Origin of the sequence: Halioglobus sp. HI00S01 (genome assembly GCF_001635445.1) — a bacterium.
In the GTDB taxonomy this organism is placed as follows: Bacteria; Pseudomonadota; Gammaproteobacteria; order Pseudomonadales; family Halieaceae; genus Halioglobus; species Halioglobus japonicus.
This window is the reverse complement of the sequence record NZ_LWEE01000265.1, coordinates 378473-398566: the sequence shown is the minus strand read 5'-3', so window position 1 is coordinate 398566 and position 20094 is coordinate 378473. Positions and strand designations below refer to the sequence as shown.

The window sequence follows — 20094 nt, the reverse complement described above, 5'->3', positions numbered from 1 at the left end:
ATTTATGATCGACCAATAGGCAAAATGTTGGGCTTTGAAAACTGCTGGATTCGCATTTTGCGAATCTTCTTCCTCCCCAATAGACAAATCGACCAAACCCTCAAGCTAAAAAATGCGAAATATTACCGCCCAGATTCTTTAAACAATTTGGACGAGACAGATAGGGTATATAGCTAGTACATACTCTAACGTGGGTACTGCCGCACGCGGGTGGGTAATCCATTCGCAGCACTTGTCGTAACAAGAAGAACCAACAACAACTAATGGTGAAAAAAATGAAAATATTCACTCCCCGAAAGCTCGCCCTGGCGATCTCTGCGCAGATCGCTTTTACGGCGGGCTATAGCCAGGTTGCCCTGGCTCAGGAGGGCGCTGATCAACTCGAAGAGGTGGTAGTAACGGGTACTCGTAGGGAAGCCCGTTCAGTCTTTGATTCAGCAGCTCCTATCGACGTCATCGGTGGTGAGGAGTTCCGCAACCAGGGTGCCAGTGACATGACCACCCTGTTGCGTAATTCCGTGCCGTCTTATAACGTCAACAACCAGCCTATCTCCGACGCGGCCACCGTGGTTCGTCCGGCTAACATGCGCGGCCTGGCCTCTGACCACACGCTGGTCCTGGTCAACAGCAAGCGCCGTCACCGCGCTGCGGTGATTTCCTGGTTGGGTAACGGTGTGAACGATGGCGCCCAGGGTCCGGACATTTCTGTGATCCCCTCAATCGCTGTGAAGCAGGTAGAGGTACTGCGTGACGGTGCGGCGGCCCAGTACGGCTCCGACGCCATCGCCGGTATTGTCAACTTCATCCTCAAGGATTACGACGAGGGCGGCAGCATCGAGGCCAAGTACGGCCAGTACAGCGAAGATGGCGACGAAGACCTGTGGTCAGTAGCCGGTAACATCGGCCTGCCCTTCACTGCCAACGGCTTCTTCAATGCCAGTTTCGAATACGGCGAGGCTGCACCCACCAGCCGCAGTGTGCAGCGCGATGACGCCGCCGCCCTGATTGCCGGCGGCAACACCGACGTTGCCAACCCTGCCCAGATCTGGGGTAACCCTGAAGTTGAGGAAGACCTGAAGACCTTCTTCAACATGGGCGTTGACCTCAACTCAAACAACTCCTGGTACGGCTTCGGTAACTACGCTTCCAAGACCGTCACAGGCGGTTTCTACTTCCGTAACCCTGATACCCGCCAAGCTGTTTTCGGCGATGGCAACGGCAACAGGCTGGTAGGCGACGTGACCGGCGACATGTCCGGCAACTGCCCTACCGATCTGGACCCGTCAGATGCTGCTGGCCTGGCCGCAGTAATCGCTGACCCCAACTGCTTCGTATTCAACGAGCGCTTCCCCGGTGGCTTTACACCCAACTTCGGTGCAGATACTGAGGACGCCTCCTTCGTTACCGGCGTCAAGGGTACTACCGACGGCGGGCTGTATTGGGACGTGAGCGCAGGCGTGGGTTACAACGATGCTGACTTCTTCATCGTGGACACCGTGAACGCTTCTCTTGGCCCACAGTCACCCACTGAATTTGATCCGGGCTCATACACCCAGATCGAGAAAAACTTCAACGTCGACCTCTCCTATCCCGTACCGGTAAGTTTCCTCGCTTCTGACCTCAACATCGCCGGTGGCTTTGAATGGCGTGACGAAGAGTTCGAAATTGGCATCGGTGACCAGGCTTCCTGGGAAGTGGGCCCGCTGGCCGACCAGGGCTTCTCCGCTGCATCCAACGGCTTCCCGGGCTTTGGTCCGATTGCCGAGGGTGACTGGAGCCGCTCCAACATCGCTGCCTACATTGACTTCGAAGCGGACGTGACCGAGAACCTGCTGGTTGCCGCGGCACTGCGCTGGGAAGACTTCGATGATTTCGGCACCACCACCAACGGCAAGATCGCTGCCCACTGGCAGATCGTTGACAGCTTTGCGGTGCGCAGTACCTACAGCACCGGCTTCCGCGCGCCGACGCCCGGTCAGTCCAATGCCTACAACGTGTCCACTGAGTTCAACCTCGCCACCAACGAGCTTGAGAACAACGGCACCATCCCCGCCACCAGTGCGGTGGCAGCCCTGCGTGGCGGCCAGGCTCTCGATCCTGAGGAATCCACTAACTTCACCGCTGGCGTGATTTGGCAGGCAGGCGACTTCAGCGTCACCGTAGACTACTTCGATATCGATCTGGAAGACCGTCTGGGTGTATCCCAGAACTTCGTGCTGACTGACGAAGAGCGTCAGGCCCTGATCGACGACGGCGTTGCCGGTGCGAACAGTCTGCAGACCTTCCGCTTCTTCACCAACGGTATCGAAACCAACACCAAGGGCTTCGACGTGGTTGCCACCTATGAGCTGGACAGCAGTATCGGCCTGACCAGCTTCAACCTGGCGTACAACCAGACCGAAACCTCGGTTGAGGACTTCGTGGAAGGTATTATCGACGAAGTGCGTATCCAGGAACTGGAAGAGGCACTGCCGGAGACTCGCTGGAACCTGATGGCGAACCACACCATGGACGCCTGGCGTTTCATGGCTCGCTACAGCTACTTCGATGACTGGTATGACTCTGAAGACACCCTGACCTACGATGGTTACGGTGTTGTGGATGCGGAAATTGGCTACACCTTTGACAGCGGCTTCGCCGTGGTCCTTGGTGCCGACAACATCCTCGATGAGACGCCCGACCGCAATCCCAACGCCGCCGCAGGCGTGGGTAACCAGTACAGCCAGTGGGCACCGGGAGGCTTTAACGGCCGCTTCATGTACGCCCGCCTGCTCTACGATTTCTAATCGAGCGGTTGACCACAAAAAACGGGAGCCTCGGCTCCCGTTTTTTTATGCTTCGAATGTCTCTCAGGGCTTCAGGCCAAGGGCCTCCTTGGCGTAGGCTAGAGAGGACATGGCATCCACCCGGCTGCTGTAGGCCTCAACAAACAGCTTGCCGCGCACGACACCGTCAGGGGCGATCACAATCATGCCCGGGTAGGGAATGCCATAGGCGCCGTCGCCCGGCGCGTACTGGTCATTGAGGATGCCCAGGGTCTTGAAAGTCAGGGTATCGACGTCCTGAATCAACGGGTAGGTAATACCCTGCTTTTCAATGAACGCCTGTTGCAGCTCCGGCGCGTCATAAGTGATCGCGACAATCCCCAGTCCAGCGGCATCATAGGCGGCTTTGCTGGCCTGCAGTTCTGCCACCTGACGCATGCAGTAGGGACACCAGTCCACCGAGCGAACAGCCAGGAAAACCGTGCCATTGGGCCCGGCGAAGTCGTCAATCCGGCGAATATCCCGCCCCTGGTAACGAGCGTTCACACCGGGAAACCGGGAGCCGAGCGCAGGCCCCGGATCGAAGCCGTCGGCATCCTCACTGACAAACATATCCTCGGTGAGTTTGTCATAGGCGGCGTCTTTGAGCGGTGCCCGCATGAACACGGCTACGGCGGCAATAATGAGCAGCAATCCTGCTGCAAAGGCGATTTTCCTCACGGATATTCCCCAGGTCAGTTGTAATGGTTCCGAGTATAGAGCGCCCTCAGGCAAAAGGGTTCCCTTCGGGCAGCCAGTTCGCCAAGTTAGCCCCGCCAAGGAAACCGCTGGCATGCCTTGCAACCGGCCCGACATCAGGGATAATGAGGCCTTGAGCCCTGTGGGCTCCGTCCCGCAGGACCCATAAAACGATTAATGACCCAAGCGCTCCCCCAAGTATCTCTGGGCAGCTCGCGGCTTGTCCGCTTCCTGTCCGATCTGGCCGTCACTGACACCCAGGTTTCCCACCGCCAATTTACCGAGCGGCTGGGCCAGTGGATCGATTTTTCCGACTCGATCACGCTGTCTGACGCCCATGCCCGGGACCTTGAAATCGAAGACGACGCGGCTCTGGCAGACTTTGCCGACGGCATTACTCAGGAGTTCCTGCGGGCGCGCAGCACCCTGATTCAGGCCGCCATGCGGTCCTTTTTCCCCAGCAGCGGCCCCACTCGTATCAAATGGCCGACCCAGGAAAGCGAGATACCAAAAGACGCCGAAGCTGCAATGGCGCCATATCTCAAGTTTTACCAGTCCCAGCAAATGGACATCGAGACCAAGATCCGCGGCCTGCACCTGCGCACCCGCGAGGCCAGCAGCGTCCTGTCGACCAAGCTCGCCCGGATCTGTGCTATCGACGCCGCCCTGGGCGATGCCCTGGCACCGCGCTCCCGGCGCTTTTTTGCGGCCATCCCGGCCATATTGCAAAGCCGGCTCGAATTCCTGTTTGGCGAATACCAGGTGGCCGTCGAGGCGGGCAGCACCCCGGCCGATGCCTGGGCCAACACCCGAGAACAATATCGCCGCGAGAGCCAGGGGCTCCTGCTGGCAGAAATCGAGGCCAGGCTCCTGCCCGCACTTGGCCTCATAGAAGCACTCAATGAAGAGCCCCCCCATGAAGACTGATTTGTTGTTTACCCTCGCCGCCGCCTTTGGCGCCGCCGCGATCCTCTGGATGGGATTTGATTTTGTCGGCGCGAATGGCCTGGCTTTGCTGGTAACTGGAGTCATTGGCTTCGTGTATACCCTGGGACAGTTGGAGCTGTGGCGTTTCCGTCGCGATACCGCCAGCCTGACCTCGGCATTGCAAACACCCCCCATCGACACAGAACTGGCGCCGTGGCTGACCCAGCTCCCCGCTACTTTGCGCAACGCTGTCGGTCAGCGTATTGAGGGTGAACGTGTCGGTTTGCCAGCGCCCGTCTTCAGCCCCTACCTGGTGGGCCTGCTGGTTATGCTCGGCCTGCTCGGTACCTTTGTAGGCATGGTCGACACCTTGCAGGGCGCCGTCATCGCGCTGGAGGGCAGCACCGAACTGGCGGCCATCCGCCAGGGCCTGGCCGCGCCCATTGAGGGCCTGAGTCTGGCCTTTGGCACCTCCGTGGCCGGTGTGGCCGCCTCCGCCATGCTGGGACTTAACGCCACCCTGAGCCGACGCGAGCGTATGCAGGCTACCCGCCAACTCGACAGCCTGATCGCCGGCGAGCTGCGCCATCACTCACTGAACTGGCACCGCCAGCAGACCTTTATCGCCATGCAGCAACAGGCAGAAGCGCTGCCGCGGGTGGCCGACCGCCTGGAAGCCATGGCGGGTGAGCTGGAACGCATGGGCAACACGCTCGGTGACCAACTCATGGGCAGCCAGCAGCAATTTCTGGCCGGTGCCGAAGGCCAGTACCAGACCCTTGCCAGTGACGTGGGCCAGAGCCTGCGCGACAGCCTCGCCGACAGCGGCCGACTGGCAGGCGAAAGCATTGCCCCCATCATCGCGCAAACGCTGGGCAAGCTGGTGGAACACTCCGAAAGTCTCCATCAACAGCTCAATGCGGCCAACCAGAAGCACCTGGAGCAGGTGCAGGCAGAGCTCGCCAGGAGTTCGGGCCAGGTCATTGATCAGTTGCAGGAAACTGGCACCGCCATGGCCAGTCACGCCGGCGATACCTCCACTGCGCTGGTTGCAAAAATGGGCGAACTCCTCGCCGGGACAGAGGCTCTGGTACAACAGCGCGCGGCCAACGAGTCCCAATGGCTGGAGCAACAAAGCGCACGCATGAATGAGTTGACCGAAGCCCTGCGCGGGGAGCTGAGTGAATTTCGGGCCACCGACCGTGCCCACAACGCCGCCAGCCTGGAGCAGCTTGGCGCACTACAGGAAGCCACGGCTGCAAGGCTGGCCGAACTGCAGACCCAGACCGCCGAGCAACTGTCACAACTGCATAGCTCGGCCGGCAAGACGATGACATCCATCGACGCGCAGCAACGCGAGCAGGCCGCTCAGTTGCACCAGACCCTGGAACAGTCCCTGACCACCCTGAGTGCAACCACCAGCGAGCACCTGAGCACGCTGACCGAAACTGCCAGTGGCCATCTCAGTAACCTCACCGAAACCACCACAGGCCAGCTCAGTGCGCTGAGCAGCGACACCAGCGAGCACCTGACCAAACTGAGCGCCGGCGCCGCCGACCAACTGACTCGATTAACCGACGAAACCGCCGAGCAGCTGAGCGCCCTGGAATCCACGGCCGCCTCCCAGCTCGGCAATCTCACCGGTGAAGCCAGCACCCACCTCGCGGCACTGGAGAGCACTGCAGCTAACCACCTCGCGACCCTGGGTCAGGAGCTGGAAGAGCCGATGACACGGCTGATCGAGACCGCCTCGGAAACACCCCGCGCAGCCGCGGAAGTCATTGGCAAGCTGCACGAGGAAGTGGCCAACAACCTCGAGCGCGACAACACCCTGCTGGAGGAGCGCCAGCAAATCATGACCGACCTGGCGGAACTGACCAAGACCATGGAGCAATCCACCACCTCCCAGCAGGCCGTGATTGCCGAACTGGTAACGACCACGACCAACATGCTTGGCGAGGTCAGCGACAGTTTCCGCAGCAGCCTCAGCGACGAGGCTTCCAAGCTATCCGACCTCACGGTGGACGTAGCCGGCAGTGCGGCTGAGATGGCAAGCCTGGGCGAAGCCTTTGGCCTGGCTGTGCAGCTCTACAGCGAGTCGAACACCCAACTCGTGGAAAACCTGTCGCGCATTGAGGAATCGATGGAGAAGTCCACCGAGCGCTCCGACGAACAAATGAGCTATTACGTCGCCCAGGCCAGGGAAATCATCGACCAGAGCATGCTGTCGCAACGCGAGATCATCGAGGAGCTGCGCCGCCTCGGCCAGACCGGTGACCTGTTCGCTGACGAGGCCACCTCCTGATGGAAGAGCTGCAACAGGAGCTGGCCGACGACACCCCCGTATGGGCGGTATTTGGCGATCTCATGTCAGGCCTGGTGGGGGTATTTGTCCTGCTGCTGGTCTGGGTGGTGGGCTATCAGGTGGAGTTGTCCCAGTCGCTGCAGGAACAGGTCGACTTGCGCGAGGCAGAGCAGGAACGGCGCATGGTATTGGAACAAGCACTCCAAGCGCCCCTGGCCAGCGGTCGTATTACCCTGCGCGATGGTCGCATCGGCATCAGCGGCAGCGTGTTATTCGCGCTTAACTCATCGGACCTGCAACCAGAGGGACGGGAACTGCTGGAATCGCTGGCAGAACCCCTGAAACTGTACCTGGGTGAACAGGATGAGCTGTTAATGGTCTCCGGCTTTACCGACGACTTGCCCATTCACAGCGACAACCTTCATTTCTCAGACAACTGGGAGCTTTCCGCGCAACGATCGCTGACGGTAACGCGTGAACTGATTACCGCCGGCATGCCCCGCGGGCTAGTATTTGCCGCTGCCTTTGGTGACCAACATCCAGTGGCGTCCAACGCCGACAGTGAAGGCAGGGCCCGCAATCGCCGGGTAGAGCTGGCGCCCGTACCAAAGACATCCGCCGAACCGCAGGACATCAATGAGTGAGCTGCGCGCCGATCTGACGGCGCTTAAAACCAACCCCGGCGGTCGCCACGACCTGCCCCGCTTGCGCTATATCGAAAGCTTGCTGGCTCGCGCCGAGCGGGCCAGAGAACCTCTCGCGGCGCGCCTGGAGGCCAGGGTTCGCGACGCGCTGCAGGCTTACCGCAACGCTGTGCCTGGCAGCACATCTGCTGAACCTCGCCGTTCCCAACGTAAGTCGCCCCCCCTGCGCGAACTCAATCGCCTGCTGGATAACCTGCAGGGGCCTGACGATGTCGACATCGCCCCGCTGGAACAAGCATTGCGCCAGCAGGAGTTGGACCTGGTGGGAGCCCTGTCCAGCCACAGCAATGCACCGAGCGCACCTGGCCCTTCACCGCGCCGCGAAGAGCTTAAAGCCGCACGTCGATTTCACAGCGCCATGGTACGCTTGAATGCGGATACCGTGGTGACTGACGCCATCTCCGAGATTCCCCCGGAGTGCGGCCCACTCAACCCACAGCGCCTGGCCACCCGTTCGCTGGAGACCATGCGCGACCTGTCGCCCCACTATCTGAGCCGCTTTGTCAGCTATATTGATACTTTATTCTGGCTGGAAGAAGCCGATAAAAAGAAGCCTCGTTAATCACGGAGAACCTTATGCGCGAAATCATGCTGTTGATTTGCCTCGCGGCCAGCCTGCACGTACACGCAGGTGCCAGCGATACCCTGGACACGCTGATTGAAGAGCACTGGGCATGGTACCTAAACCAGTTTCCCGAGAGTCGCACCTATCGCGGCGACCACAGCCAGAACGATCGCTGGACCGACCAGAGTGCACCGGCCATCGCCGCCCGTCTGAAGGAGCGCAAGCGGTTCCTGGCGGATCTGCAGGAGATTGATCGCGGCACGCTCGATGCGGAAGCCCAGCTCAACTACGACCTGTTCGAGCGTATGCTCAAACTGCGCATTGAGCGCCAGCAGCACGGCTTGCATCTGATGTCGATGAACATGCGCAATGGTCCGCATACCGCCTACACCATTAGCGCCTACACCCGATTTTCCACCGCAGAGGACTACCGCATGTGGCTGTCGCGTCTGACGGCCATGCCTGACTACCTAAAGCGGCAACAGGCCCTGCTCGACGAAGGCATCGCCAGTGGCAGGGTTCAGCCACGTGTAGTGATTCAGCGCATTCCCACCCAGATTGGCAAGATGCTCGACAGCGACGTCACCGCCAATCCGTTCTATGGTCCGCTACTCAACATGCCGGAGACGATAGACAGCGCAGAAGCCGAGCTGCTCCAGGCCGAGGCCCGCGACATCATTAAGACCAGGGTGAATCCTGCCTATAAGAAATTTGCTGCATACCTGGAAGACACCTACCTGCCCGTCAGTAACAGCGCCCCGGGCATCGGCAGCCTGGAAGGCGGCAAAGCCGTATATGAGTACCTCGCCCGCCAGTTCACCACCACCGACCTGACCCCGGCGGAGATTCACGAGATCGGCAAACAGGAAGTGACGCGCATTCTTGCGGAGATGGAGGAGGTGCGCAAGGAAGTGGAATTTGACGGCGACCTGCAGGCCTTTAATGAATTCCTGCGCACCGACCCGCAGTTTTATTACGAGACCCCGGAGGAGCTGTACCACGCTTATCTGGCGATATCCAAACGCCTTGACCCAGAGCTGGTGCAATTGTTCGGCAAGCTGCCACGCATGCCCTACGGGGTAACCCCGATCCCTGATCAGATCGCACCGAATACCACCACAGCCTATTACATGCCGCCGGCGAATAATGGTACCCGGGCGGGCTACTACTATGTCAACCTGTATCGCCCCGACGTGCGCCCCAAGTATGAGATGGAGGTGCTCAGCGTGCACGAGGCCGTACCCGGCCACCACCTGCAGATTGCCCTGGCACAGGAACTGGAGGGCTTGCCACCCTTCCGCACCGAGAGCCGCGTCACCGCCTTCACCGAAGGCTGGGGCCTCTACTCCGAGCGCCTGGGATATCAGATGGGCCTGTACCAGGACCCCTATTCGCGTTACGGCCAACTGGTGTATGACATGTGGCGTGCTGTGCGCCTGGTGGTCGACACCGGCATCCACTACTTTGGCTGGAGCCGCGAACAGGCGATTGAGTACTTCAAGGCCAATGCCGCCAAAACCGAAGCTGACATCATCAACGAGATCGACCGCTACATCGGCTGGCCCGGCCAGGCCCTGGCCTACAAGATCGGCCAGCTGAAAATACTCGAGCTGCGCGCTGAAGCGGAAACCGCCCTCGACGACAACTTCGACATTCGCCGTTTCCACGATGAATTGCTCGGCGCGGGCGCTATCCCGCTGGACGCACTGGAACGCCGCATGGACGCCTGGCTTGAAGCCGAACGGGCTGCCAGCACCAACTGATCTCCTCCACTTCTCGCTGTTCATCGCAGGCCACCTGCGATGAACGGCGAGCACCCACTAGCCCACAGCTGAGCTCAACTCCCCGCGTAAATCACTCCGTTGGTCGCAAAAACCGGGGTTCGTATAGGAAAATCGTTACTATTGCCGAAACGCTGATAACCCCGCCTGAGCGAGGGTTATTTGGCCTAGAATAGGTTTGTATACAGGGATAGAGAAATGAACATGGCCGGCAAGATTGTCAAGATTGTTGCACCTATTGCGGTAATCGCCGCCAGCGCAGGTGCCTTCGCAGTACTTCAGGCTTCGCGGCCTGAGCCAGAGAAAAATGAAGAGGGTCCGCGCCCTACTTCGGTGTATACCGCGACGGTAGTCCAGGAAAGCACCGCACTTGAAGTGGTCACCCAGGGTGAAGTGCGATCGCGCACCGCGATTGATCTTGTCTCGCAGGTGGGAGGCCGGATCGTGGAAGTGTCGCCGGAATTTGTCGAAGGCGGTCGCATCGAACCCGGTGCCACGCTGGTAAAAATTGACGACACCGACTACAAGCTGGCCCTGAGCCAGGCGGAAGCACGCCTGGCCGAGGCCGAACTGGGGGTACAACAGGCCCTCGCCGACCAGGACGTCGCACGCAAGCAGTTGCGCAACCAGCCCGATGCCTCAGACCTGGCACTGAAAAAGCCCCAGGTCGCCCAGGCCAGGGCGTCGCGCGCCGCTGCGCGCGCGGGCCTGGAACAGGCCAGGCTCGATCTGGCCCGCACCCAGGTCACGCTGCCCTTCCGCGGCCGCTTCGCCAGCACCAACGTACACATCGGTCAGTTTATAGGCCCCGGCACGGTGATCGGCCAGGCCTTTGGCACCGACAGCGTCGACGTACGCCTGCCCTTGAATAACGCCCAGCTCGCGTCTCTCGGTTTGCCCATTGGCTATGTGGCAGAGCCAGGAGCCGGCCTGCCGGTGCGCTTCACAGCCCAGGTCGCGGGCCAGCATCACGAATGGAATGGCACCCTGGTACGCCTGGATGCCGCCGTTGATCCGAATACCCGCATGCTCTATGCACTGGCAGAGATTACCGACCCCTACGACGCAGGCGTATCTGACAGAGGTATGCCCATGGCCGTGGGCCTGTATGTAGAAGCCCACATCGCCGGTCGCAACATCGCAGACGCCACCATCATTCCCGCCAACGCCCTGCGCGCGGGCGACAAGGTCTTCCTGATTAACGACGAAGGCCTACTCGAGTTTCGCGATGTCAACGTGGCCCACTCCACTCGCCAGCGGGTGATTGTCAGCGAAGGTCTAAGCGCCGGTGAACAGGTAGTGACCTCGGCGATACGCAACCCCATCCAGGGCATGGCTCTGGCCGCTGTCGACAAGGAGAGCTAAGCCATGCGCCGCATAGTCAGCTGGTGGGTGGAAAACCCCGTCGCCGCCAACCTGTTAATGATTGGCATTCTGCTGTCCGGTTATCTCGGTCTGCAGGCCATGGAAAAAGAGGCCTTTCCCCAGGTCAAAATCAACCAGGCCCAGATCAACGTGGCCTGGCCAGGCGCCAACCCCCAGGAGATGGAAGAACAGGTTATCTCGCGGATCGAGCAAGCCCTGGAAGACGTCGATCGGGTGTTCCACTATTACTCTACGGCCACCGAAGGGTTTGGTGAAATCAGTGTATCGACCTATCCCAATGTCGACATCAATGAGTTTATCAACGAGGTTAAAAATGCCGTCGACTCGGTCACTTCATTACCCCGCGATATGGAACCACCCCGGGTCCAGCGCATGCGCAATCGCGAGGAAATGCTTCGCGTCGTGGTGTTTGGCGACATCAGTGAACGGGAACTGACCCGCCTTGCCGAAGACCTCAAGGACGATATGGCGTCACTGCCGTTCGTATCAACTATTGAATTGTTCGGCACGCGCAGCGAAGAGGTGTCGGTGGAACTATCTGAGTCGGCGATGCGCCGCTATGGCCTGACCTTCTCTGAAGTCGCTGACGCCATCCGCGCCAATTCTATTAACCTGTCCTCCGGACGGGTGCGCACCGAGACCGGTGACGTGCAATTACGCGCGCGCAACCTGGCCGACTCACAAACCGACTTTGAACGCATTGTGATTCGTCAGACCAGCGAAGGCGCGGTGGTGCGTGTAGGCGACGTGGCCAGAGTGATTGACGGATACGAAGACAACGAGATTCTCGCGACGCTGAACGGCATGCCTGCCGTGCTACTGCAGGTGCAGGCCACCGACAATATGCAGGTGGTCAAAGCCTCCGACGCGGTACATGCCTGGATGGAAGAGACCCGCCCCACCCTGCCCAAGGGCGTCGACCTGTCGATGTGGTTTGATACGGCCGACATCTACAAATCACGCATGGATCTGATCAGTGAATCCTCCTTCCTCGGCCTGTTCCTGGTGTTCCTGGTACTCATTCTGTCGCTGCGCCCAAAAGTTGCACTGTGGGTAACCGCCGGTATTGCCGTGGCGTTCCTGGGCACTTTCTCCATGCTGCCCATGAACGATGTGTCGATGAATATTATGTCGACGTTCGCCTTCCTGCTGGTCCTGGGGATCGTGGTGGACGACGCCATCGTGGTGGGGGAAAGTATTCACCACGAAGCCCATGTCAGCGGCGGCGGGCCACAGTCCGCTGTCGATGGCGCCATGGCGGTCTCGCGACCGGTCTTCTTCGCGGTGATTACCACCATTATCGCTTTTGCCCCCTGGCTATTCGTGACCGGCGAGACAGCCCAGGTAACACGTCAGATTTCCATCGTGATTACCGTGGCACTGGTGATCTCCCTGATCGAAGCGTTCTTTATTCTGCCCTCTCACCTGCGTCACCTGGAGCCCCGCAAGGAACTGCACGGGCTGGCAAGGGTGCAGCAGAAGATCGAGCACAGCATTATCAACTTCGGTCAGACTCGTTTCCGTCCGCTACTGCAGAGTGCGGTTAACCACCGCTATCTCACGGCCAGCATCTTCTTTGGTGGCTTTGTGCTTGCCATCGGCATTTTCAGCAGCGGCTGGGTGCGCTTCTACTTCATGCCCGAAGTAGAATCGGAAACCATTTACATCAACGTCACCCTGCCCACGGGATCGCCCTACTCCCGCGCACTGGAGGTACTTGATCACCTGCAGGATGCCGAGCGTCGACTCATCGAAGAAGTGGACCAGAAAGCGGAAGCCTCCGGTGAAGGCAGCGGTAAACTGATTGAAGGCTGGTACACCCGCTCTCGTCGAGACAGTGTGATTGCCATCGTGAAACTGGCGCCACCGGAGATTCGCGACCTGTCGGCGAAAGAAGCCGCCGAGCGTTTCCGCGAACTGGTGGGTGAGATTCCGGATGCGGATGAGATTGATGTGAACTACACCATCATGAACGGCGGCGGTGCGGATGTGACCTACTTGTTGAAGCACAAGGACCCCGTCAGCCTGGCCAATGCCAGCCGCGATCTGCAGGCTGCCCTGCGCTCCTACGAAGGCACCTTCTTTGTGCGCGACAGCCAGCGCGGTGAAGCCGACGAAATTCTGCTCAATCTTCGCCCCGGTGCCGAGAAGCTGGGTATTACCCTGGCCGATGTCTCACGGCAGGTACGCCAGGCCTATTACGGCGAGGAAGTGCAGCGCCTGCCACGTGCCAATGGTGACGTAAAAGTAATGGTGCGCTACCCCAGCGAACATCGCAGCAACCTCGCCAGCCTCAATAACTTCCGCATCCGCACCGCCGATGGTCGCGAGGTACCGCTGCTGTCGGTCGTTGAAGTGGAAATTGCCAAAGGTGCCCAGCGCATCCGGCGCCGCGATGGTGAACGCTATATCCGCGTACGCGCTGATATGGACCACGATCTCATGGGTGATATCACCGATGACATCAAGGAGACCGTACTGCCCAAGCTGGAGGAAGACTACCCTGGCCTCATCATCCTCAAGGGTGGCCAGCAGGAAGAAGAGGAACTGTTCTTTAACGAGATCATGGCGCTCTACGCGGTGGCGCTATTCATCATGTATGCGCTGATCGCCGTGGCCTTCCACTCTTACTGGTTACCGCTGCTGGTGATGACAGCCATTCCCTTTGGCTTCATGGGAGCGGTGTTCGGCCACCTGATTTTCGGCACACCCATGGCCCTGTTCTCCTGGTTTGGTATTGGCGCTGCAGCGGGCGTGGTCGTGAACGACAACCTGGTGTTGGTGGACTATATCGGCCGCTTGAGAAAACAGGGCAAGTCCATCGTAGACGCTATCGTCGAAGCCGGTGTGCTGCGTTTCCGTCCCATTCTGCTGACCACCGTCACCACCTTCGTGGGCCTGATGCCGATCATGGCCGAGCGCTCAACAGACGCCCAGTTCCTAAAGCCCGCGGTACTGTCCCTGGCCTTCGGCGTCCTGTTCGCGCTGTTCGTGACGCTGCTTATGGTACCCGCACTGTACGCCATCGGCGGCGACTGCTCCCGCGGCATCGCCTGGGTGAAAGCCAAGCTGTTCGGCAGCAAAACCAATCCTGCGGAGCAGCACTAGAACGCAAGTAGCAAATGAATACAGGTAGCCGCTGAATCGAAAGGCGGCGCGGCAAATGCTACAAATCTCAAAGGCCCCCTTACGAGACGCGAGGGGGCCTTCATTGTATCACTAGCACTTAAACTCATAATTAGTGACACATTTGCGGTTGCTATACGTATCAAGCGACGTCATATGAGTTGAGGCATACAATGTCAGCCAATCCACAAGGCAAGGGTCTGGTGCCAGTTGTCGAAGACTGGCGCGAGGCCCAGCCTGCCGTCGTAAGCGCCCGCACCCCCCGGGAAGTGCTGCGCGACTACCTGGTCACTTCACTGGTAGTGGCGGCAGAAATTCGCTTCAAGCCACGACCGGGCATCCACTACTTTCTCTACCTCATCCAGAGCAACTGGACGCTATCGCTACTGTCGCCTGAAGACTGGCACGGACATCCACCCGGCCCCTGCCTGGGCCGCTGTGTCATGCAGCCGGACATGACCTGGCAGCTCACGCCACGGGCAGATATCAACAGGCAGGACGAGCTGGTGAAGGCACTCAGTGCATTTCGCGAAGGGTTCGCTGACTGGTTAAATCAGGACGGCACACTGGAGGACCACCTGCCCTTCTATGTGCGTGAACTTCCGTATTATCGCCGGCTACTCGCCGCCGGGATGTCCAATTCGCTGCAGAGTTCATTGGCCAAATCAGGGTTGGACGCACGAAGCAGCCGCGATTGGCTGGCAGGACAGGAGCTGCCAGCGCTGCTCAGCTAACGCCGCAGTACAACGCGGCCCACGGGCGCGGCGCCACGGCGCAATCCGGGCTGTGGGGCGAGCATATACAAATCGCCATTGCGGCCGTTGAGCTGAACCGGCACCGCCAACTCCCTCGCCAGATCTGTATGAGCATCAAGGTGACGGCCTTCGCCGTGCACAGGTACGGCAATCTGGGGACGAATCCACGCATACATATCTCTCAGCTCATCGCGCGCAGGGTGGCCTGACGCATGAATTGGGGCGGCTTCGTCTACATCGTGGATGACGTTCACCCCCATCGCTTGCAAGCGTGCATCAAGCGCCGCCAGGGCACGCTCGTTCCCCGGAATTACCCTTGAGCTAAAGATCACGGTATCCCCGGGCTCCAGGTCCATATCCGGGTGATTAGCGGCGGCCAGGCGGCTCAGGGCAGCGCCGCGTTCGCCCTGGCTGCCGGTAGCGATAGCAACGACTTCTGCCGCGGGAAGATAGCCAAGATGAGCCGCAGGCACCAGCTCCTGCTCAAGCGGCCATACGCCACTTAACCGGGCGGCACGGTAGTAGTTGATCAGCGAGCGGCCCAACAGCCCCGGATAACGTCCCGTCGCGATCGCGATTTTTGTCAGCGTAGTGAGGCGAGCCACATTGCTGCCGAAACAGGCGAACACCACCCTACCCCTGGCGGCCTTGGCTCTGTCCAGTAAGCCCTTATACAAGTCCCCCTCACTGTGCGAGCGCCCCTCCACCGTGGCATTGGTGGAGTCGCACACCATGGCAGTAATACCTCGATCACCGATGCGACGAAATACAGAGGCATCGAAGCCATCACCCACTACGGGCGCCGGGTCCAACTTCCAATCGCCAGTGTGGAAGACCGTGCCTGCGGGCGTGTGAATGACCAGTGCCTGGGACTCAGGTGTTGAGTGGTTGAGCGCCACCCACTCTATATTGAAAGGCTGCAAGCTGTGTCTTTCACCGGTCTCAACACAATGCACCGGTGTCACACCCAACAGGCCCGCATCAGCGAGCTTGCGCGACAGGATTTCAGCGGTAAAACGCGTGCAGTAAACCGGGCAGCGCAACTCCCGCCAGTGATCTGCAACTGCGCCAATGTGGTCTTCGTGGGCGTGGGTTAATAGCAGCCCAACCAACTGATCCCGTCGTGCGGCAATAAAATCCGGCATAGCAGTAATAATGCGAGTCTCGGCACTCTCATCGTCAAACCCGATGCCGCAGTCCACCATCAGCCAGTGCCCATCATGGCCGTAGAGGCTCATATTCATGCCGATCTCACCGCAACCGCCCAGCGGGAGAAACCAGAGATCTTTTGATGAAGGGGTCATAGTGCAAGCATACTACGGTCATTCGCTCGCCACGGCGAGGTCCGGGGTATGACCCAGTATTTTCTCGGCAATAGAGAACAGGTCGTCAGAAGAGGCGTGTATCTGTCGAGCTTGTCCATATCCATACGCGCCGATTGCCCGCCACCGTCTTGACCCCACCCATTAACTGTGCCAGCTTAATGCCTACTCACTATCCGATCGTATAGTAAAAATAAAACATGAAGGAAGACACAGTAGCAGCGGATTCCGAGACCGGTACAGCGGCGCAACTGCTCTGGCTCGGCGAACTAGCCCACCAAGCGGCCGGCGGCAAAGCCCACGGCCTGAAACAGCTGATGAACTGGCAACTGCCCTGCCCGAACGGCTTTGTGATTCTCGACGCTACCCGCCCGGCCCCCGCGCAGCTTCTCGCGCAGTTTTACCGAGAATTAGGAGAGTGCAAGGTTGCGGTGCGGTCCTCTGCCATTGGTGAGGATGGCGAGCATGCCTCCTTCGCCGGGCAATACGAATCCATTCTAAACGTTCAGGGCCTGGAACAACTGCAAAGTGCGATCGAGCAATGTGTCGCATCGCTGCACAGCGATCGCGCCGACGCCTACCAACACGACCAGCACATCGCCCCGGCGACCATGTGCGTGGTTGTCCAGAAGATGGTCGACGCCGCCGTTGCCGGTGTGCTCTTTACGGTGGACCCCGTAAGCAACCGCTACGATCGGCTGGTGATTGACGCTGTAGCCGGCCTGGGCGAGGCGCTGGTCAGCGGCGAAGCGACACCTGACCACTACGAGTTCGATGAATCCGGCACCCTGTGCTATGCGGAAGTCGTCAACGACAGTCCCCTGTTGGCTGACGATCAACAGCAGTTACTGATCAGCCAGGCTCGCGCCGCAGCGCAACAGGCCGGGCAGCCACTGGACATGGAATGGGCCATCGACGGCGCAGGCCAACTCTACTGGGTACAGGCCCGGGCTATTACCACCCTGGCGAGCGATCTGCGTGAGCAGGACACGGTTGTTCCGCCTCAGGACATAGTCACTCGCTGCAATATTGGCGAAATGATGCCCGGGGCCTGCTGCCCCTTAACGCTATCGGTAACCGGTCGCGGCATCGAACAGGGAATGCAGCATATGCACGTATCCTATGCCGGACGCCCCGCTATCACCGATGACTGGACCCAGGTCGCCATCAGCCACGGCCAGATGTTCATCAATATGACTGGCGGTGCCGTCGCCTCCGCGAGCGTCATGGGCATTGATGTGGAATCCCAGGGCCAGAGCTTGTGTGGTCGCGTGGTTCCGGGTCTGCAAGGGCCACCGCCCAGGCCCCTACCCATCAGGCTGCTGGGGTTCGCCAGGCTGTTGAAATACATTCTGGGCGCAGACAAGGCTATCAACACCTTCCGCACCGAGCTGGACAGCTTCAGTATCAATACGTCAGGCGATAGTGCCGCCGTTCTACAAGCCATAAACACGGCGCTTCCTGTGCTACACCGGGCCTACTGGGTGCATCTGCAATCCTCCGCCACCTCGGGCTTTTCAGGCGCCGTCTTGCACGCCATGCTCGCCCGCGGCCCCGGCGACGAGGCAGACCATGAATCCGAGGCTGCGCGCCTGCTCGCAGGCGCAAAAGACGTAGAGAGTGCCGTGCTCGTGGAACAGCTGGACGACATTGCCCGCGGGATCGCCGGCCTTGAGCGAGATACGGCAGAGGCGTTTTGCGAACTATCCCCAGCGGAAGCGCTGGCGTGGTTGGGCGACAAAACCACATCGGACATTGCCAACGCATTCGACGCCTTTCTGGAACGACATGGTCATCGCGGCTATCGCGAGCTCTGTGTGCGTCAGCCCAGCTGGTCACAACACCCTGAGAGCCTTGTGTCTACGCTTCAAGCCAGTGTCAAAGCCCGACTGGCCGGCGCCACAGATGACGTTTCTCCCACCGCTATCAATCTCGATGAGCTTTCCCGAGGGCTGCGCTGGATTCTGCCTAAAGCTCACAACGCCATCCGCCGACGCGAGGCAACGAAGTCAATGCTGGTGAAAGCCACTCACACTTTGTCAGAGGCGTATCACGTACTCGGGCAACGGCTGGTCGCCAAAGGCGTACTAAAAGACAGCGACCAGGTATTCTTTTTCAGCCATGCAGAGCTCCAGTCACTGACTAATGACGCGCACAGCGAAGAGAGCGACTGGGCCAATATCGCCGATCGACGGCGTATGGCGCTGGCGTTTCAGAACCAGATCGAATTTGAAGAAATCTGCTATGGCCCACCGCAGCCTATCGAAAAACGCACCCGGGCCCACGACGAGGACGGTCAGATCCGCGGCCGCGCTGTCTCCAGAGGTGTGGCTGAAGGACCGGCGCGCGTGGCACATAGTGTCGAAGAGGCCAGCGCCCTGCAGCCGGGTGAAATTCTGGTAGCACCTATTACGGACGTTGGCTGGACACCCTACTTCAACCTGATAGCCGGACTTGTAACTGACATCGGCAGCTCTGTATCTCACGGCGCTGTCATCGCGCGCGAATATGGCCTTCCAGCCATCGTAAATACCCGCGAAGGCACTCGCCGCATTACCACAGGTGACCTGATTCGCCTGGACGCTGATAACGGTACTGTAGAGGTTCTTCAATGCAGCGCCGGATCAGCGGGGACACCGAGCACAACCGACAACACCACGGATAGCGAAGCCAGGAGTAACCCGAGATGAGCGCACCGTTCGATATCAGCCAATTCGGCATCGTCGCTGAAGATGAATACCCCCACCCGTTCAGCCCCGATCACATGGACTGGAATGAGTCCTACTTCTTTGACTGGTATAACGACGATGCCACTTTCGCCGGGCACTGCCGGGTAGGCTGGCACCCGGCACAGGAACGGCTGCTGTTCTGGCTGTTTGTCTACCACAACAATGAATGGCTGGTGATTGAAGAATACCGTTTGCCCTTCTCAGCATTGACTCTGAATAACGATGACAAGGCCTTTAGCTACAGTGGCTGGGGTCTGGAATGCAGCTATACCCCCGGACAACCTCTTGTCGACGGCAAGCTAAGCGTCAAGGGATTCGCCAGGGTGATCAGTGGCGTGCGGCTGGGCACAGTGCTTCCGGTCGCGGTGGACCTGCAACTGGAGGCGGTAGCACCACCGCACTCCCGGGGTGCTGGCGAAGTGGAGAGTCACAGTGCCGAGGGCTATGCGACCAACCGCTATGAGCAACCCATGAAAGCTCAGTGCACCACCAGTATTGCCGGTATTGAGAGTGTCTTCGATGTTCGCGGCGAGCGCGATCACTCCTGGGGGCCTCGCCCCTGGGACATGGAGTGGGCGTTCCTGGTCATCAATAACGAGCAGTTCAGCCTGCAGGCCACGGTGGTCAATATTCCCGAGTGGCCGGCCATCAAGATGGGCTACTTCAAGCCGGCGGACGCTGCTATGGTCAACCTCACGGACGTCGATTTTCAGGTGGAGTACAACGCAGCATCGCCGGAGCAAGCCGTAAGCGGCACCATCGTCCTCACCGGTGAAGACGGCTCGGTAATTCGTGCCGATATGGCGGCTGTCTCAGGCACCGAAATCGACATTACCCATACCTTCGCCATTCCGAAGCGCACAGAGTATCGGCGCTCGCTGGTGCGGTGTACATTCGATGACACGTATCAGGGCATAGCCAGCCCCGGCTGGTTCGAATGTAATCGCAACATTGACAGCGGCAGTTCCGGCAACCACTAGGACATCAGCAT

13 protein-coding genes are annotated in these 20094 nt (G+C 59.6%); 11 read left to right on the top strand and 2 right to left on the bottom strand.

The genetic code is table 11. The features are described 5' to 3' along the window. Positions 1 to 275 precede the first annotated feature (275 nt). Positions 276 to 2786 (top strand): TonB-dependent siderophore receptor, encoded by a 2511-nt coding sequence (locus A3709_RS19155; protein WP_156507853.1) that lies wholly within the window; start codon positions 276 to 278, stop codon positions 2784 to 2786. Positions 2787 to 2849: 63 nt separating this feature from the next. On the opposite strand, the gene A3709_RS19150 is transcribed toward A3709_RS19155, so the two are convergent. Then, a complete protein-coding gene (locus A3709_RS19150; RefSeq protein WP_197484294.1) occupies positions 2850 to 3485 on the bottom strand; it encodes a peroxiredoxin in 636 nt (211 codons plus the stop codon). A gap of 195 nt (positions 3486 to 3680) precedes the next feature. On the opposite strand from A3709_RS19150, the gene A3709_RS19145 reads away from it, so the two are divergent. The 8 genes from A3709_RS19145 to A3709_RS19110 all read left to right on the top strand — a co-directional run bounded on the left by A3709_RS19145 (position 3681) and on the right by A3709_RS19110 (position 15031). Then, positions 3681 to 4430 carry a DUF3348 family protein gene (locus A3709_RS19145; RefSeq protein WP_066058338.1) on the top strand — a complete coding sequence of 250 codons (750 nt, stop codon included), beginning with the start codon at positions 3681 to 3683 and terminating at the stop codon, positions 4428 to 4430. Further along, the gene (locus A3709_RS19140) at positions 4420 to 6735 is read left to right on the top strand and encodes a hypothetical protein (RefSeq protein WP_066058333.1); all 2316 of its coding nucleotides are present in this window, start codon (positions 4420 to 4422) and stop codon (positions 6733 to 6735) included. Before A3709_RS19145 ends, A3709_RS19140 begins: the two co-directional genes overlap by 11 nt. Further along, positions 6735 to 7379 carry an OmpA family protein gene (locus A3709_RS19135; protein WP_066058330.1) on the top strand — a complete coding sequence of 215 codons (645 nt, stop codon included), beginning with the start codon at positions 6735 to 6737 and terminating at the stop codon, positions 7377 to 7379. Before A3709_RS19140 ends, A3709_RS19135 begins: the two co-directional genes overlap by 1 nt. Next, positions 7372 to 8001, top strand: a complete 630-nt coding sequence (locus A3709_RS19130) for a DUF2894 domain-containing protein (protein ID WP_066058327.1) — start codon at positions 7372 to 7374, stop codon at positions 7999 to 8001. The genes A3709_RS19135 and A3709_RS19130 overlap by 8 nt, the downstream gene beginning before the upstream one ends. Before the next feature lie 14 nt (positions 8002 to 8015). After that, positions 8016 to 9767, top strand: coding sequence for a DUF885 family protein (locus tag A3709_RS19125; protein ID WP_066058323.1), 1752 nt, complete (start codon positions 8016 to 8018; stop codon positions 9765 to 9767). A 222-nt stretch (positions 9768 to 9989) separates the two neighbouring features. Then, positions 9990 to 11150 carry an efflux RND transporter periplasmic adaptor subunit gene (locus tag A3709_RS19120; protein WP_066058681.1) on the top strand — a complete coding sequence of 387 codons (1161 nt, stop codon included), beginning with the start codon at positions 9990 to 9992 and terminating at the stop codon, positions 11148 to 11150. A 3-nt stretch (positions 11151 to 11153) separates the two neighbouring features. Next, complete coding sequence (locus A3709_RS19115) at positions 11154 to 14279, top strand: efflux RND transporter permease subunit (RefSeq protein WP_066058318.1); 3126 nt, start codon at positions 11154 to 11156, stop codon at positions 14277 to 14279. A 191-nt stretch (positions 14280 to 14470) separates the two neighbouring features. Further along, positions 14471 to 15031 carry a DUF2452 domain-containing protein gene (locus A3709_RS19110; protein WP_066058315.1) on the top strand — a complete coding sequence of 187 codons (561 nt, stop codon included), beginning with the start codon at positions 14471 to 14473 and terminating at the stop codon, positions 15029 to 15031. On the opposite strand, the gene A3709_RS19105 is transcribed toward A3709_RS19110, so the two are convergent. Next, positions 15028 to 16296 (bottom strand): ribonuclease J, encoded by a 1269-nt coding sequence (locus tag A3709_RS19105; RefSeq protein ID WP_231871246.1) that lies wholly within the window; start codon positions 16294 to 16296, stop codon positions 15028 to 15030. The two genes, A3709_RS19110 and A3709_RS19105, sit on opposite strands and share 4 nt — an antisense overlap. A gap of 278 nt (positions 16297 to 16574) precedes the next feature. Here A3709_RS19105 and A3709_RS19100 point away from each other — a divergent pair, with 278 nt between their 5' ends. Beyond that, positions 16575 to 19064 carry a PEP/pyruvate-binding domain-containing protein gene (locus tag A3709_RS19100; RefSeq protein ID WP_066058309.1) on the top strand — a complete coding sequence of 830 codons (2490 nt, stop codon included), beginning with the start codon at positions 16575 to 16577 and terminating at the stop codon, positions 19062 to 19064. After that, complete coding sequence (locus tag A3709_RS19095) at positions 19061 to 20083, top strand: hypothetical protein (RefSeq protein WP_066058305.1); 1023 nt, start codon at positions 19061 to 19063, stop codon at positions 20081 to 20083. Before A3709_RS19100 ends, A3709_RS19095 begins: the two co-directional genes overlap by 4 nt. Positions 20084 to 20094 lie beyond the last annotated feature (11 nt).

What these genes read in the sequence shown, in the direction of transcription:
- A3709_RS19155 (WP_156507853.1), top strand. Translation starts at nt 276, where the DNA reads ATGAAAATATTCACTCCCCGAAAGCTCGCCCTGGCGATCTCTGCGCAG.
- A3709_RS19145 (WP_066058338.1), top strand. Translation starts at nt 3,681, where the DNA reads ATGACCCAAGCGCTCCCCCAAGTATCTCTGGGCAGCTCGCGGCTTGTC.
- A3709_RS19140 (WP_066058333.1), top strand. Translation starts at nt 4,420, where the DNA reads ATGAAGACTGATTTGTTGTTTACCCTCGCCGCCGCCTTTGGCGCCGCC.
- A3709_RS19135 (WP_066058330.1), top strand. Translation starts at nt 6,735, where the DNA reads ATGGAAGAGCTGCAACAGGAGCTGGCCGACGACACCCCCGTATGGGCG.
- A3709_RS19130 (WP_066058327.1), top strand. Translation starts at nt 7,372, where the DNA reads ATGAGTGAGCTGCGCGCCGATCTGACGGCGCTTAAAACCAACCCCGGC.
- A3709_RS19125 (WP_066058323.1), top strand. Translation starts at nt 8,016, where the DNA reads ATGCGCGAAATCATGCTGTTGATTTGCCTCGCGGCCAGCCTGCACGTA.
- A3709_RS19120 (WP_066058681.1), top strand. Translation starts at nt 9,990, where the DNA reads ATGGCCGGCAAGATTGTCAAGATTGTTGCACCTATTGCGGTAATCGCC.
- A3709_RS19115 (WP_066058318.1), top strand. Translation starts at nt 11,154, where the DNA reads ATGCGCCGCATAGTCAGCTGGTGGGTGGAAAACCCCGTCGCCGCCAAC.
- A3709_RS19110 (WP_066058315.1), top strand. Translation starts at nt 14,471, where the DNA reads ATGTCAGCCAATCCACAAGGCAAGGGTCTGGTGCCAGTTGTCGAAGAC.
- A3709_RS19105 (WP_231871246.1), bottom strand. Translation starts at nt 16,296, where the DNA reads ATGAATATGAGCCTCTACGGCCATGATGGGCACTGGCTGATGGTGGAC.
- A3709_RS19100 (WP_066058309.1), top strand. Translation starts at nt 16,575, where the DNA reads ATGAAGGAAGACACAGTAGCAGCGGATTCCGAGACCGGTACAGCGGCG.
- A3709_RS19095 (WP_066058305.1), top strand. Translation starts at nt 19,061, where the DNA reads ATGAGCGCACCGTTCGATATCAGCCAATTCGGCATCGTCGCTGAAGAT.